This is a genomic window from Nostoc sp. ChiQUE02, from assembly GCF_034531305.2.
Lineage (GTDB): Bacteria > Cyanobacteriota > Cyanobacteriia > Cyanobacteriales > Nostocaceae > Nostoc.
This window is the reverse complement of the sequence record NZ_JAVRBN020000010.1, coordinates 66,633-81,060: the sequence shown is the minus strand read 5'-3', so window position 1 is coordinate 81,060 and position 14,428 is coordinate 66,633. Positions and strand designations below refer to the sequence as shown.

The following is a 14,428-nucleotide window of genomic DNA, read 5'->3' as shown; positions in this document are numbered from 1 at the left end:
GAGTTAAAAAATAGTAGATGGAAATTAGTAATCTGTTTACAGCAGGTGGCGTAGTCATGTGGCCTCTGCTCGGGTTCTCTTTGTTAGGGGTGGCGCTGATTATCGAACGGATCATCTTTTGGGTAAGGATAAGTAATCGGCAAAACAAGGTAGTGCGAGAGGTGCTACAACTTTATCGCCTTGATAATGTAGTTGGTGCTTTAGATAAATTACAGAAAAATAGCGATTTACCCATTGCTCGAATTTTTTTAGCAGCTTTAGAATTGGAGGAGCCGACACCAGAGGAATTTCGTTTGGCATTAGAAAGTGAAGCACAAGCCGAAATCCCTTTACTTAAACGCTCCCAAAATATTTTTGAGACAATTATTGGTCTTGCACCTCTATTGGGACTTCTCGGCACCGTCTTGGGATTAATTACCTCCTTTGCCTCTCTGAATATTGGAGATGTGGGAGGTAGTAAAACAACAGGTGTGACATCGGGAATTAGTGAAGCTTTAGTATCCACAGCATCAGGGTTGGTAGTGGCAATCTTTACACTTTTATTTGCCAATACCTTCCGGGGACTCTACCAGCGCCAGATTGCCTGGATTCAAGAATATGGTGGACAGTTAGAATTACTCTACCGCCGTCGCTATGAAAGAGGAGATAAATCCTATGTGCCTACCAGATGAAGCGGAACTGAGTAATGTAAATTAGTAATCGATAATTGGGATTAGTTCACTATTTGTTACCAATTTTGCTCTACAATTTTCGACTCTAAATAGTATTCTAAAATGACGAATAGGTTTTTTCGCTACAGTTTTCGAGGGAATATTCCATGACTATTTGGGTAAATGAGCAAATTGATCCATCTGGGATGATTCATGCCTGTATTGCTACTTGTAATGAATCTCAAGCCAAAGAGTGTCATGATTCATTTCAGAATAATTTGACCGAGACGCAAAAGGCAGCAGGTTGGGTAGCGCAATTGCGGACAGTTGATTCTTGGGATGAAGTGCCGGTGAATTCTTTAAAACTCAATTAATTGGGCGCTATGGAAAGTAGGCTAAGAGCTTAACTTTTTCCCAGTAGACAAGATTACCTTTGTCTTTTCTGCTCACCTTTGAGCGAAACTCCGACGCGCTTTGCTTCACCAGACAGCTGTTTAACCCAGCTTTGCTGACAGTTATACCATTTTGGTTTTGGCTGCAAATCGTTTGAGATGGAGGTAATTTTTTGGGATTTTGACGAACAGATTTCAAAAGCGTAGGCGTAGCCCGCCATAGGCATCGCTTGTCTAACACACGCTGCATCTATGCTAATGCCTACAGCGATCGCAGCAAATCCCATGAGAACAGGTTAATAAAGGATGAAATTCGGATTAAAATTATCAAATTATTAGCAACTGCTTCCAAAAAAAGTGACATACTATATAAAATTGATGATTTTTCTGAACTTTTAAGAGGTATCATCTTTACCGTAGATTAAATTAAAAAACTTGCATAAAACGAATCAATTTAGTGAACTATCCCAAAGTTTACACTTCGGAGCAAGCCTGTCCCATTAATTTAGTTGGCGAAACAGGACAAGCGGTTCAAATTTCAATTCATGCTCCCAGCCAATATATCTGTGCCAACTGCGAACGGATATTACCAGATTGGAAACGGCAGCCATTTTTAAGAGTAGTGATTGTCTTACAGCAATCGCGTTATCAATTAGTCAAAAAAACAGCAGAAGTAGAGTCAGAGAAAGAACGCTTACGAGAAAAGTTTATGCGATTTGGCTGCGATCTGGCATTTAATCTGCGCGATCGCGGCTATTTAACAGACTTAATCGACCCTCGTACAGGCTATCCTTTACTGTCACATCCCGGAGCAATACCTCACGATGACACAGCAGTTGTCAAAGCTTTGCTCAACTATCCAGTGATTAAAAATCAATGCCGTGTGTTAGTTCATCCCGACTGGGGTGCAGCAGTTTATCCTAGTATTTTGATATCAGAAGCTCCCCCAATTGTGATCGAATGGGTTACAAAAGGCATAGCATCCATGCATGGGTGGAAAGAAATTGATTATTAGTCATTAGTCATTGGTCATTAGTCATTAGTTATTAGTCATTAGTCATTGGTTATTTCTACCTCATACCTTTATGTATGTTAGAAATGGGTATGTAAAGACGCATAGTAGCACCTGTGTCTCCAAACAATTTCTTGCAGGAAGCTAAGACAGTCGAAGCCTCTAATAGTGCGGCTTGCTATTTCCCTCTGATGAGTGGACGTTACGAAGTCAAGCCGGGGATGATGCCTTTCGGTTCCTGTTTGGGTAACACTGAGGCTGATCAGCAGGTATTTCAAATTGATGATAATTTTAGCCACTACCGTCAGGCTAAACTTTTAGCTCGTGGGGAACGGTTGAACAAGTACTACCAAATCTGCAATTATTCTCAGGCTGTGGCAGGTGCGATCGCTCGTTTGATAATTAATCGCCTCACTCAAGAACATCCACAGCATTTTTACTACCAAAAGTCAATAGATAACACTGTGACATTTCACAGCCAACTTACCAAAGAAACCCTCTATTTAGATGCAGAGTTGCAGTTACAGCAAGCTGAGGGTAGTTCAGTTGTTCCAGCTTACGCCTCTACCCTTGATGCTTTAGCAGCACAGGTACAAGAAGACCTGACAATTATTTGCCGTTCTGCTGATGGTAGCAACTGGTTGAGTGCAGTTCATCTCTGCTATCCCAATCACTGGTCAGCTGAGGAGAAAATTGGTAAAGATTTCGCCACAATTCATGCACCTGTGGCTGGTATGGAAAAAATAAATCGGCGAGGGGATGCGATCGCTCATACAATGATTACCCACAAACCGATGGTGCGCTTTGCTTGGGGTTTGAGTACCGACACCCGCCTCAATCACCATCCCGAACCACCGCCTGGTGTGTCAGCTAACCAATGGCAAGGTAGAAGCTTTGATTTACAGCATCCCAAGCTTTATCTACGAATTGAGCGACAAGTAATTTGGGGACTACCAGAGTATGAAGCGGCGCTTTTTAGTATTCGTACTTACTTTAGAGATTGTGGTGTAGTGAGAAAAAACCCAGTGTTACGGTCTAAGCTGCGTGAGGCAATCGAATCCATGACACCCAAATCACTGGTTTATAAAGGTTTGGTAGAGAGCAAAGCTAGTATTTTGGAGTGGTTAGATGAGTAAAATATAGGTCTATTTACGATTAAGAATATCATCGCATAGTTGGCGATCGCTGTCGTTTACACTTCGGTTATTTTTTAGATAATTCCGCACCAACTTACAACTTTTATTGAGGAGTTTATCTAAATCAAAATCCCACATTGCAACTGCGTTATTACCAGCAGCAGCTATGCTATTACCATCAGGACTAAAATTTACATCTCCTTTCCCTAAACGTTGGTAGGTACTCAGTACTTCGCCGTCGTCAACACTCCAAAGCTTGATTGTTTCTCTTGTGGCTGAAGCAATCATCTTATCATCGCGGCTAAAACTAATATTAGTGACAGGGTAGCTTTCTTTAAGTGATTTAATAAAACTGCCATCAAGCTTCCAGAGTCTAACAGTTTGATCTTCGCTAGCTGAGACAATTGTTTGACCATTATGGCTGAAAATTATACGGTTGACTTTATTACTATGCCCTTCAAGAGACTTGATTAATGTGCCATCACGCCGTCTAAGAAGTTTGATAGCTTTATCACTAGCTGAGGCGATGATATCACTATTAGGACTAAAACTAACGCTATTGACTTCATCGGCTTCTGGTATTGTTTTAATGAAAGTACCATCTTTTTCCCAGAGTTTAAGAGTTTTATCTTTACTGGTTGAAGCGATCGTCTTACCATCAGGGCTAATACTCACACTGGTAATTTCATCACTATGCCTTTTAATAGGATCTATTTTAAAAGGATCTAAAAGCTGCGTTGCTACATCTGTATTATTCTGAATTTTCCAGAGTTTTATAGTGTCATTATCTCCACTAATAGCTAGTATGTCACTCTTCGGAACAAAGTTAATTTTACTGATTCGATTCATAATCGACTTTTGTCTTACGCGTAATAACTTTTTAATTGATTTAGCATCAATAGTCTTAAGCTGTACTTCGGTTTCATCTTTAATAATGGCTAAAGTATTACCATCGAAAATAATTTTTTCATTGTTGTTAATCTCATTTTTATTAAAGTCATTTTTCTCAAAGATAGTACGAATCAATTTGCCATTTTGCCAAACTCTTACTTTCTTGTCACTCCCAAAAGTAATCAATATTTGAGAATCTACCTTATAAATACTGTTTGATGTTTTAACAGTTTGAATTAGAGTCCCATTCGACTTCCAGACTTGTATATAGTTTTCATATTCAAGTCCTATTGTCTGGTTATCAGAACTGAAAACCATTTTGTATAATTTCTGATCATTCTCCTTGCGGTAAATATTGTTTAGGTTAACAACAGTTTTAATTAGAGTCCCATTCCGCCTCCATAATTGTATATTTTTCTCATATTGAACGCCTATAGTTTGATTATCAGAACTAAAAAAAATGTTTTTTATACTTTCATTTTTATTTTTCTGAATCATTGGAAAAAAAGTGCCATTACTTTTCCATAATTGTATTTTGTTTTTATCATCATATAAATTACTAATTGCTACTATTTCTCCATCAGGGATGAAATTAATTTTTATCAAACTACTACCTTGTCCCTGGAGAGTCTTAATCAATTTACCATCCCATCTTAAAAATTTCACAGTGTTATCAACATCTAAGATGACAATATTTTGTCCATTAGGGCTTAAACTCATACTGTTAATTGGAATATTATAGCCCTCCAATTTTTTCAGCAGCGTCCCATCTCGTTTCCAAAGTTTGATACTTTTATCTTGACTAGCTGTAGCAATAGTTTGTCCATCCTGGCTGAAACAGATTTTGTAAACCCTGCCTTTATGCCCTTTAAGATTTGAGATTCGTTGTCCATCATTTCCAAATAAGCTCACACTGTAGTCATCGTTACTAATTAGAGCAATGGTTTTTCCATCGGAGCTAAAACTTCCATCTATAACTTCTCCCCGAAGAGTAGACAGAAACTTACCATTCTGTCGCCAGAGTTGCACTGTTTTATCTTGACTCGCAGATGCTACTAGCGTGTGATCGAATTTGCTAAAACTAACTGCCGAATTGCTACCTGGGAGAGTTGCAAGCAAGGATTTATTATGATTATGCTGCCAAAATTGCACCCTATTATTATTACTGATAGAAGCTATTATGTGACCATTTGGGCTAAAACTGACGCTTTGAGCTTCGCTATCATCAAAGGGTTTAAAATCCCTACTTTCTATATTCCACAATTTTACTGTGTTGTCTTCACTCCCTGAAGCAAGCATTTTGCCATTTAGACTTAAACTAATGCTTGTGATATTTTGTGTATGCCCAATAAGTGATTCCAAGAATATGTAGTTATTATCCAGAGAATTTACTGAAGATAGTGAAATGCTAGTATCGGAAATTGAAAATGCAGCAAAAATATTACTTTTTGGGCTAAATTTTTGATTATTTTCTAAAAAAAGTAATATATTTTCTCTCGCATTACTATTACTGTGCCACAGCTTTAAGTTATAGTTTCCTAAAGAATTAATTATTTTTCCATCATTGCTTAATACAACACCAATAATATCTCTATTAAATTTAATACTTTTGATATACTTGGTATTTTTAGTATAAATTTCCCACATTTTTACGATATTAGTGTTATTTATATAATTGTAATTTACAGAAATAATTTTCTTTTGATCGCGGCTGAAACTGACATTTGTAATCTCACTTTCAGTATCTTTAAATTCTTTAATTAATTCACCATTAATTTTCCAGATTTTTAGGATGCCGTCTTTGCTAATGGAAGCTATCATCTGCTTATCATGGCTAAAAACAATACTGGTTATACTCTTATTCTTATCATCAGTATCTGTACTAGATTTACCCTCATTGTTTTGGTTTTGTTGACTTGTATTTACACTACCTAAAGTATTTTTCTTGCTGTCAAAACTAGTTTCACGACTAGCTTTGATAGATTGAGAATTATTAAACTCTTTAATTAACTTACCATGAATATTCCAAAGCCTCACAACTCCATCCTGAGTGCCAGAAGCCAACATATTACTATCAGGGCTGAAACTGAGACTAGTAACGCTTTTGGTATGTTGAAGAGGCTTTGTAATTGCTTGACTACCATCAGGCTTCCATAGTCTTATTGTTTTGTCATCACTACCAGAGGCGATCAACTTATCATCAGGACTGAAACTAACGATGTTAACAGCAGCACTATGTCCTTCTAGTGTATTGCTCTCTCTAATGCCATAACTTGCTGATTGTAAAGCTGCTACTACCTGTTTCTTGGTATTATCTTTAATTCCAATTTTCCACCACGATTTTAGCTGTTTTCCTGCCTTTATCGCTTGTATAAGCGCCTCCATATCTTGATAAGCAGCTAAACGCCCGCTTGAAACTGCGCTCATGGCGTTTAGCTCAGAATTATTACCACTAATTAATGCCAGGAAAGAGGCGATCGCAAACCCACTAGCTAGAGCTGCTAATCCCGCCAGTCCAATTCCAGTTCTTCGTGCATCTTTTAGTTGCTTTTGCAGAACTCGATTTAGTTCTGCTTGCATAAGCTGTTTTTCTTCTTCTGCTTCTTTGATTTTTGCCAATAATTCTGCACTGCGTTGTTGGCGAATAAATGGTACTAAATAATCATGCACCAACTGATAGCGATCAGCCGGTGTTTCTAGTACTCGAAATACTAACCCCGAACCTACAAGAATCTGAAGTACTAAGTCTAAATTTTGCGCCTCTGTTCCTAAATCTTTTTCTAATTCAGCGCGAGTCTTTAAAGGGCGAGTATTATTTTCATTTGTCAGCAAATACAACACTAACTGAGCAGCACGTTCATTTTCTAAACCACAGTCTTTAACAACCTCTTCTAAAAACCGCTCTACCAGCTTTTCTTTTAACCAGTTTTTTCTATACTGTCTCAGCGTTGTAATTTTCTCTGTTTGCAGTTGTGCGCCTATCACCTGCAACTCAATAGGACGCACCTCTCGCAACTCACTTGCTAAATCTTCTACTAGTGCATCTATTAAATCAGGCGCTAGGTAAAATTGAGAGTTTTCTGTAAAGCTTTGAATGACAGTTTTGGCAACTGCTGGGGTAAAATTTCCTAAGTAGTACAAAATATTCTTATGTAGAATGTCGTCATCAATAATTGGTAACTTTGTAGTGCGGCTCCACTCTAATAAATAATGTAGATAATCCTGTCTGAGTGACAAGATAACTTTTACATAAGAAATATTTAGACAATTGCGCAAAAAGTCATAAAAAGGTCGTCTATTAGCTTGGTCTTTGTAAGCAAAGAAAAACTCTTCAAACTGGTCAAAAATCAGCACTGTCAACAGATTACGATTTTCATTTTGGCGCAACTGTTCAATAATTGCTGCTGATGTTTCAACTGGCTCAGATAACCGAAGGCCTCTCACTTCCTCCAGTTTTTCTACCACAAGCCTGCCACATTCCTTTTCCCAAGCAGTATAAACTTGCACTAAAATTGGTAAAGTTTCTAACCCATCAAATGGAGTAAGTTTTAGGACTGGCAATAACCCAGCCTGCACAATTGAACTTTTACCCACTCCCGATTGTCCGTAAATTACGGTAAGTTTACAATCTGTTCTGCCAATGCGATGGAGCAGACTTTGAATATCTTGCTGTCGTCCAAAAGCGGCTACAACTTCCTCAACGATGTCTTTTGATGGTTGATTGGGTGAGTTTTCTGGGTTAATTACCTGTCTTCGTGGCTGCAAACGTCCCGCCCCAATAAAAGCTCTAAACCCATATTGACTCTCTATTTCACGCTGTTTCTGCTTCAGATGAAATGCTTGTTCGTATTGTTTTTGCTCAAAGTAAAGGCTATGTAAATCTTCCAAAATATGAATATAAAGCAGCGGATTATATTGGGACTGACTTTCATTTATGGCTTTTTCTAAGGTATTAACAGCTTCATCAATTTCACCCAATTTTCGCTGGCTTTTTGCTAAAAGAAAGTGATATTGTCCCTGTTCTTGTGGTAAAAAGTTAGGGATTTTCTCTAATGTTTCTAGAGCTTTTTGAGCCAGTTCATGGGCATCATTCCAGCGTGATTGTTCTAGGGCAACTTCTGCTAAAAATCCATAATCTTGAGCGACTTGGCTGGAGATGTCATAGCTTTGATGCAGCTTCAGCGCTTTGTGAGCCAGTTTATGTAGTTCGTCCCAAGCTTTTAAACGGCGCAAAACTTCCCCCAGTTGACTAATATGTTTAGCAACTAACTCTGGATGTTGAGCCTGTTCAAAAATCTCTAAGCTTTGCTAGAGATAATTTCTCGTTTCTTCCCAATAAATTTGATTTTCTGTGCGCTTCTGTTCGGCTTTGCTGTAATATGCCAGAGCAATATTTAGCAGTAATATTCCTTGCCGCTCTAAATTGTTATTTTGCTGCCAAAAAGTCAAACTTTGCTGATAATGTGCGATCGCTAAATCTAACCGATTCTTTCTATAGTCCAGCAAGCCCAACATAAATGCCAAACTAGCTTGGAGTTCTGGATCTGATTCTTGTTGCTCACTCCCTAAATCCTGCTGCACGGCTTTGAGGTCGTAACCATCTAAAGTAAAGTCAGCATCACCAGTAAAGGCTTGCTCTGCCTTTTGGCGCAAGGAATTCACCATATCATCGGGTGCAATGGTAAATTGAATCGGTGGACTAGCCCAGCTATTAAAATCTGGTGCCAACCGCCCCAATCTATGCAGTATCCTATCTGTAACCCACAATACTAAGGGGAAGGCAAAATCGTTCTTGAATTTATCTCGCGTCTTATTAGCAGCAACCAGTAGATCATCGAGTGCTTGAACTGACTCTAAACCCAAAATCATCAAAGCGGCTGGCGGCTGATTTTCTACTTGGTTTAAGATGCTGCTATAAAGTTTTGTGGTAGATGAGGGTAGGACTAGTTCAGCAAATTCAACAGTGCATTCCTGGCGTAACCGTTGGAGTATCTGCTCTCGCAAGCTAGTGTAATTACACCGCACCAAAATTAAGGAAAATCGTCTTTGAGTTAGTTTGAGTGTGCGTGCTAGTGTTTGCAGCGATCGCTCATTATCTGGCAAGATATTTTCTAATCCGTCTGATTCAGCCATGATCTCATTTCCTTGGCTGCTGCCACAACTTAAATTTTGCCGTTTCTGTCAAAAGCGGATTGAGAGCAAACCAGCGCCCTTGACTATCCTGATATTCAAAGACGAACAGGCTACGCAACAGGGTTTGGTATTCTTTGTCTCCCTTGACTCTCTGCTCTTGTACTACCTGAAACAGCAAATCCCATTCTTGATCATCAACGGAAAGTGTGAGGCGATCGCGGGCGTCCCGAATTACAGCTTCTAGGATATTTCGAGAAATTGGCGGGTCTACTTCTTGAAGACAACGAAACAGCATTCCTAGCAAGTTTCGCACATGACCACCACTAACGCTGCACAACCGATCTAATGTATCAGGCGAATCAAAAACTTTTGTAATTAATCTTAGTCGTTCCTCTGTCTGAATATCTGGAAAGGCTCTAGCCAGAACCATCTGCTGCAATAGCTGCATTCCTTCAAAATACTCAGATCCATCTCTGAGTTGTACTGGAATCATCGGCAAAACTTTCGGGTCAACTCCACCACCCAAGCGGTTTTTCAGCGCTTCGCACTCATTAGAAAAAATCAACGATAGCGGTAAAGTATAAACCAAATGGCAATTTAGTTTGCGTAACTGTTCCCCCCGCTCAATAAAAAGATATTCTGGTAGCGATCGCCCTGATGAAGTAGGTCGATTGTCTATTCGATCCAGATTATCAATAATCACCACCAGTCCTTTTTGACCGCGTTGCTTGAGTTGCTCAGTGGCAACTTTGATAATCTCTTCGTTAATAAACTGCAAAATTCTATTGGTTTGCGGTTCCAAATACTGCCTTAATTTAGAACGCAATTTAGGACTATCTTTCGTTTTCGCCGTGATTTTGCCAATACCTGCGGGGAGAGAAAATTCTAATTGACCCTCAGTGCTGCCCTTAATTTTAGCTCCCAGCACCTCAGTTTCAGCTGACACAACTACTGGTGTCTGCAAAAACTCCCATACTCCATTGAGGAAAGATTTAAAACCTTGGGGTTGCAGAGTGATGTTAATCTGTTCTAAACTTTCACCTACCCGACGTGCGATCGCCAGCATGATATCTGTAATATCTACATCTGTTTCATCTAAGTCTTCAGTAGATTCAAAGTAAACTACATGAAATCCCTCACTTTGCAACTCCGTTTTCAACCGCGATAACTCCGTAGATTTACCACAGCCAATGTGCCCAGTAAATAACTGGCAGGTAGGTTTATTCGGGGATAATCGGGTGATAGTTCGCTTCAGAGCATCAATAATCTTGCCACCCCGCACGGCAGCAAAGTCAATGTAGTAGAGTTTATCCTCTGAATTAGCCAAGACTAATGTTCTACTGGGATCGCAGGCATCAAAGAACCTTTGTAAATCCAAGTTCATGATCATTTTTGCGTTTTATTTATGATTAACTGAACACAAGCTCAATTCAACCTCAGCACAGAAGAATTGCTTAACAGTAGACTCGAAAAATCTACGCTGGCTCTCCGTAATTATACCAGGTTTGTCGAATGGAGAATTTAACTTATGGTTGCGAATGTTAACGGAATTCTGTAGGGGCGGCCTCTACAATGATGTGCAAATCATTTAGTGCTGATAAACATCAAGAATTCAAGCCGAAAAAAAGAATTTTGACTTGTTTAATCTCTTTATCAGTTATTATTCTTAGGTTTACGCAATTTCTGAGAACCAATTGGGCCAAGAATTTGGTTAAGGCTACGTAATTGGTCTGCTGTACCCATACCAATTAGCCGATCTCCTGGCATTAAAACTGTATCGCCAGTGGGACCACCGATTAAAGTCCCATCAACGCGGCGAATTGCCAGAACTAATGCCCCAGATTGCGATCGCAATCTCGCTTTTTGCAAACTCTGACCCACAAAGGGACAAAAAGCCGGGTCGAGTAAAAATTCTTCCATATACAACTGGCGGTCTGCACCTGTCAAAATCCCGTCTACAAAGTCCAAAACTTGGGGTCTGAGAGCCGCGGCAGCCATCCGCTTCCCACCAGTAATATAGGGGGAAATCACTTCATCTGCACCACCGCGTCGTAACTTCTGCAAAGCTTCTTCTGTACTTGCCCGTGCGATCACCCGAATTCCCGAATTCAGTGTTTTGGCTGATAAAACAATATATAAATTTTCGGCATCTGAAGGGAGTGCTGCAACAATACACATCGCCCGTTCAATGCCGACTTTTAGGAGTGTGTCATCTAGGGTAGCGTCACCTTGGTATGCCGTGTAACCTTCCATCTGCGCCCTTTGCACAGATTCCATGTCCGAATCAATCACTACAAAAAGTACACCTTCTGCCTGAAATTCTTTGGCAATTTGACGACCAGTTCGACTAAATCCACAGATGATGTAGTGTTCTGTTAGGGATTCCATTAATCGCCTCTGTTGTTGTAGCCGAATTCCTTGTTGAAAATAGCCTTGAATGATCGCTTCTGTAAATCTGTTGACAATGTAACCGATATTGACAACACCCAACAAAATCAGGGCAATTGTAAACAACCGTCCTCGGTTACCCAGTGGGTGCGTCTCTCCATATCCCACAGTCGCAAGAGTGATGACTGTCATGTAAGCCGCGTCTTCCCATGACCAGCCCTCCACTAACGAGTACCACAAAGTGCCAATGAAGAAAACACCGCCAAGAGCGATCGCCCCGGCCATTAACTCCTTTTGGATACGTTGATATTTTTGCTCAAGTGTTGAAAATGACGTAACAATAGTACTTTTAGCCTACTTTTTCTAGTTTTCTACTAACTTTATAGCATTCGTCCTTTTTAGTACATTTAAACTACAAGTTATTCAAACTAATAGTCCAAACTCAAGACTCCTAAAATTTAAAAATATTCATCTTTAACTTTACATGAAGCTCTAATACCTAGAAACATGTTATGGAGAGAGTATTGGTATTGCTTCTTCGATTAATTTATTAGTTTTACTGATGTACAAGCTCAAGGGAATTATCAAAAACTGTATTAAAAAATACAGTTTTTTGGATAAAAATCAGCTATTCCAGGTCACTAGTCCAAAGCTATGGTGTGGAGCGCCTACGGTAGGCGATACCATCTCTACGAGAGGCTACGCCAACGGTGAGCTTCTCTACGAGACGCTCCGCGTAGCTTGCTTCCCCGTAGGGGTACGCTAACGCAGAACTTTTCGATCTACTGACATTGTTCTAGTACTGGTCAATCACCATACTGTACTGTGTAGATACTAGCTGCGAGGTAGATAACTAGAGATGATTGCTGCTGTTGTTCGACCTCTGAATTTGGTAGTTGGTTTGCTGCTATCTTGTTGTTTCTTGCTCACAAGCTGTCACCCGACACAAATAAAAAGCAAAGCATCTCAGGTAGCTCAATTAGTTTTAGTTTCGCTAAGTGACCCGACTACTTTTAACTATGCCATTAATGACTCTCCATACAGTGTTTTTTCTTTAATTTACAAGGGATTGATCGATGAGAATGTTATAACTACCAAGTTGGAGCCGGGACTGGCAGAATCTTGGTCAATATCTGCCGATCAAAAGCGAATTATTTTTACCTTAAAAACAGGATTAAAATGGTCAGATGGTGAACCTCTAACGGCAAATGATGTAGTATTTACCTATCAAGATATTTATCTTAACAAAAAAATTCCCACTGTATATAGAGATTTTTTACGTATTGGCAACACAGAAACTTTCCCGTCAGTCAAAAAACTAGATGAACTGCGAGTTGAGTTTACTTTTGTAGAACCTTTTGCCCCTTTTTTGAGATACGCCGAAAGACTAGCGATTTTGCCAGCTCATGCCTTGCGTTCTTCTGTATTATCCAATGATGCCAATGGTAATCCTCAGTTTCTCTCAATGTGGGGAACCAATACTGATCCGCAAAAAATTATCTGCAATGGACCTTATAAAATAGAAAGCTATACTCCTTCTGAACGGGTAATTTTACGACGCAACCCCTATTACTGGCGCAAAGATATTCAAAAAAATCCTCAGCCTTATATCCAACGGATTGTCTGGCAAATTATTGCATCTACAGAAAATCAGTTACTGAGATTTCGCTCAGGGGAACTGGATACTTTGAATGTGACACCAGCAGTATTTGGGTTACTCAAGAAAGAGGAAAAACGAGGAAAATACATTATTTACAATGGTGGGACGACTGCGGGTTTTAGCTTTATGGGTTTCAATCTCAACCGAGCTATCAATCTCAAAGGTAAGCCTTTTATAGACCCAATTAAATCTCGATGGTTTAATAACTTAGCTTTTAGGCAAGCAGTCGCCTATGCCCTTGACCGCAACCGCATGAAAACTAATATCTATCGCGGTTTAGGTGAAATTCAACATTCGCCAATTGCTGTTCAAAGTCCCTATTACTTCTCCCCAGCAGCAGGGTTAAAAGTTTATGATTATAATCCCCAGAGAGCTAGGCAGATGTTGTTAGAGGCTGGTTTTAGGTACAACTCCCAAAAAGAACTGTTAGACCAAGATGGAAATCGGGTGCAATTCAATCTCTTAGTCAAAGCAGAAGATCAATCAAGAATCGATGCCGCAGTTCAAATCCAACAAGACCTCAGTCAAATTGGTATCAAAGCGAATATGCAGGTAGTCAGTTTTAATATAGTGTTGCAAAAGCTACTCTCCCGCCGAGATTGGGATTGTTATGTCGGTGCCTTTGGTGTTCCCGGTGCAGATGTTGAACCGAATCTTCTATCTTTATTTTGGACTAGTCAAGGCTCCTTTCATCAGTTCAATCAAGGTGCTCTACCAGGAAAACCCCCATTCCAAGGATGGGTAGTTTCTGATTGGGAGAGAGAAATTGACAGTCTTTTTGGCGCAGGATTTAAAGAACTAGATGAGAGCAAGCGCAAGGCGATTTATGGCAGATTTCAACAAATCGTTGCTCAACAGTTGCCGATATTCTGCCTTGTGAATCCAATCTCGTTTCAGGCGGTGCGTGAACGTGTCAATCCCATCAAGTTTTCTGCTTTGGGGTCAACTTTTTGGAATATTGATGAACTGAAAATCACAGAAAAATAATTCCAACCAGAGATTTAAGGCATCATACAGCAGTTTTCTTTGGCATGAAGTACAAAGCTACGGGTTTTGAGGCAGGAGGCAGGAGGTAGGAGGCAGGAGGTAAAAAACTCTTTATACCTGATGCGTGAGTCCTACATTTTGTACCTTACTTAAAAAGCAAACTGCTATAACTAATTCAT

General features: G+C 39.7%; 11 protein-coding genes. 6 read left to right on the top strand and 5 right to left on the bottom strand.

Going from position 1 to position 14,428, the window contains the following annotated elements:
- Nucleotides 1-17 precede the first annotated feature (17 nt).
- Both RM347_RS13065 and RM347_RS13060 read left to right on the top strand, forming a co-directional pair.
- Nucleotides 18-671 carry a MotA/TolQ/ExbB proton channel family protein gene (locus RM347_RS13065; protein ID WP_322720348.1) on the top strand — a complete coding sequence of 218 codons (654 nt, stop codon included), beginning with the start codon at nucleotides 18-20 and terminating at the stop codon, nucleotides 669-671.
- 146 nt (nucleotides 672-817) lie between these two features.
- Nucleotides 818-1,024 carry a glycogen debranching protein gene (locus RM347_RS13060; RefSeq protein ID WP_292696872.1) on the top strand — a complete coding sequence of 69 codons (207 nt, stop codon included), beginning with the start codon at nucleotides 818-820 and terminating at the stop codon, nucleotides 1,022-1,024.
- 53 nt (nucleotides 1,025-1,077) lie between these two features.
- On the opposite strand, the gene RM347_RS13055 is transcribed toward RM347_RS13060, so the two are convergent.
- A complete protein-coding gene (locus tag RM347_RS13055; protein WP_322720349.1) occupies nucleotides 1,078-1,329 on the bottom strand; it encodes a hypothetical protein in 252 nt (83 codons plus the stop codon).
- Between the two features lie 170 nt (nucleotides 1,330-1,499).
- On the opposite strand from RM347_RS13055, the gene RM347_RS13050 reads away from it, so the two are divergent.
- On the top strand, nucleotides 1,500-2,057 hold the full coding sequence (locus RM347_RS13050) for a methylmalonic aciduria and homocystinuria type D protein (RefSeq protein WP_322720350.1): 558 nt from the start codon (nucleotides 1,500-1,502) through the stop codon (nucleotides 2,055-2,057).
- A 188-nt stretch (nucleotides 2,058-2,245) separates the two neighbouring features.
- Nucleotides 2,246-3,190: a heme-dependent oxidative N-demethylase family protein gene (locus RM347_RS13045; RefSeq protein ID WP_322720406.1), complete on the top strand. Its 945-nt coding sequence runs from the start codon at nucleotides 2,246-2,248 to the stop codon at nucleotides 3,188-3,190.
- 9 nt (nucleotides 3,191-3,199) lie between these two features.
- On the opposite strand, the gene RM347_RS13040 is transcribed toward RM347_RS13045, so the two are convergent.
- Complete coding sequence (locus RM347_RS13040) at nucleotides 3,200-8,059, bottom strand: hypothetical protein (RefSeq protein ID WP_416211926.1); 4,860 nt, start codon at nucleotides 8,057-8,059, stop codon at nucleotides 3,200-3,202.
- Nucleotides 8,060-8,133: 74 nt separating this feature from the next.
- On the opposite strand from RM347_RS13040, the gene RM347_RS13035 reads away from it, so the two are divergent.
- Nucleotides 8,134-8,334, top strand: coding sequence for a hypothetical protein (locus RM347_RS13035; protein ID WP_322720352.1), 201 nt, complete (start codon nucleotides 8,134-8,136; stop codon nucleotides 8,332-8,334).
- A 55-nt stretch (nucleotides 8,335-8,389) separates the two neighbouring features.
- On the opposite strand, the gene RM347_RS13030 is transcribed toward RM347_RS13035, so the two are convergent.
- The 3 genes from RM347_RS13030 to RM347_RS13020 form a co-directional block, all read right to left on the bottom strand.
- Complete coding sequence (locus RM347_RS13030; RefSeq protein ID WP_322720353.1) at nucleotides 8,390-9,214, bottom strand: hypothetical protein; 825 nt, start codon at nucleotides 9,212-9,214, stop codon at nucleotides 8,390-8,392.
- 4 nt (nucleotides 9,215-9,218) lie between these two features.
- A complete protein-coding gene (locus RM347_RS13025) occupies nucleotides 9,219-10,604 on the bottom strand; it encodes a P-loop NTPase fold protein (RefSeq protein ID WP_322720354.1) in 1,386 nt (461 codons plus the stop codon).
- A 263-nt stretch (nucleotides 10,605-10,867) separates the two neighbouring features.
- A complete protein-coding gene (locus RM347_RS13020) occupies nucleotides 10,868-11,887 on the bottom strand; it encodes a potassium channel family protein (protein ID WP_322720355.1) in 1,020 nt (339 codons plus the stop codon).
- Nucleotides 11,888-12,461: 574 nt separating this feature from the next.
- Here RM347_RS13020 and RM347_RS13015 point away from each other — a divergent pair.
- Nucleotides 12,462-14,249, top strand: coding sequence for an ABC transporter substrate-binding protein (locus RM347_RS13015; RefSeq protein WP_322720356.1), 1,788 nt, complete (start codon nucleotides 12,462-12,464; stop codon nucleotides 14,247-14,249).
- Nucleotides 14,250-14,428: the final 179 nt, after the last annotated feature.

Coding starts and splice junctions, on each gene's coding strand:
- RM347_RS13020 (WP_322720355.1), bottom strand. CDS start 11,887: ATGGCCGGGGCGATCGCTCTTGGCGGTGTTTTCTTCATTGGCACTTTG.
- RM347_RS13065 (WP_322720348.1), top strand. CDS start 18: ATGGAAATTAGTAATCTGTTTACAGCAGGTGGCGTAGTCATGTGGCCT.
- RM347_RS13060 (WP_292696872.1), top strand. CDS start 818: ATGACTATTTGGGTAAATGAGCAAATTGATCCATCTGGGATGATTCAT.
- RM347_RS13030 (WP_322720353.1), bottom strand. CDS start 9,214: ATGGCTGAATCAGACGGATTAGAAAATATCTTGCCAGATAATGAGCGA.
- RM347_RS13025 (WP_322720354.1), bottom strand. CDS start 10,604: ATGATCATGAACTTGGATTTACAAAGGTTCTTTGATGCCTGCGATCCC.
- RM347_RS13055 (WP_322720349.1), bottom strand. CDS start 1,329: ATGGGATTTGCTGCGATCGCTGTAGGCATTAGCATAGATGCAGCGTGT.
- RM347_RS13045 (WP_322720406.1), top strand. CDS start 2,246: ATGAGTGGACGTTACGAAGTCAAGCCGGGGATGATGCCTTTCGGTTCC.
- RM347_RS13035 (WP_322720352.1), top strand. CDS start 8,134: ATGTTTCTAGAGCTTTTTGAGCCAGTTCATGGGCATCATTCCAGCGTG.
- RM347_RS13015 (WP_322720356.1), top strand. CDS start 12,462: ATGATTGCTGCTGTTGTTCGACCTCTGAATTTGGTAGTTGGTTTGCTG.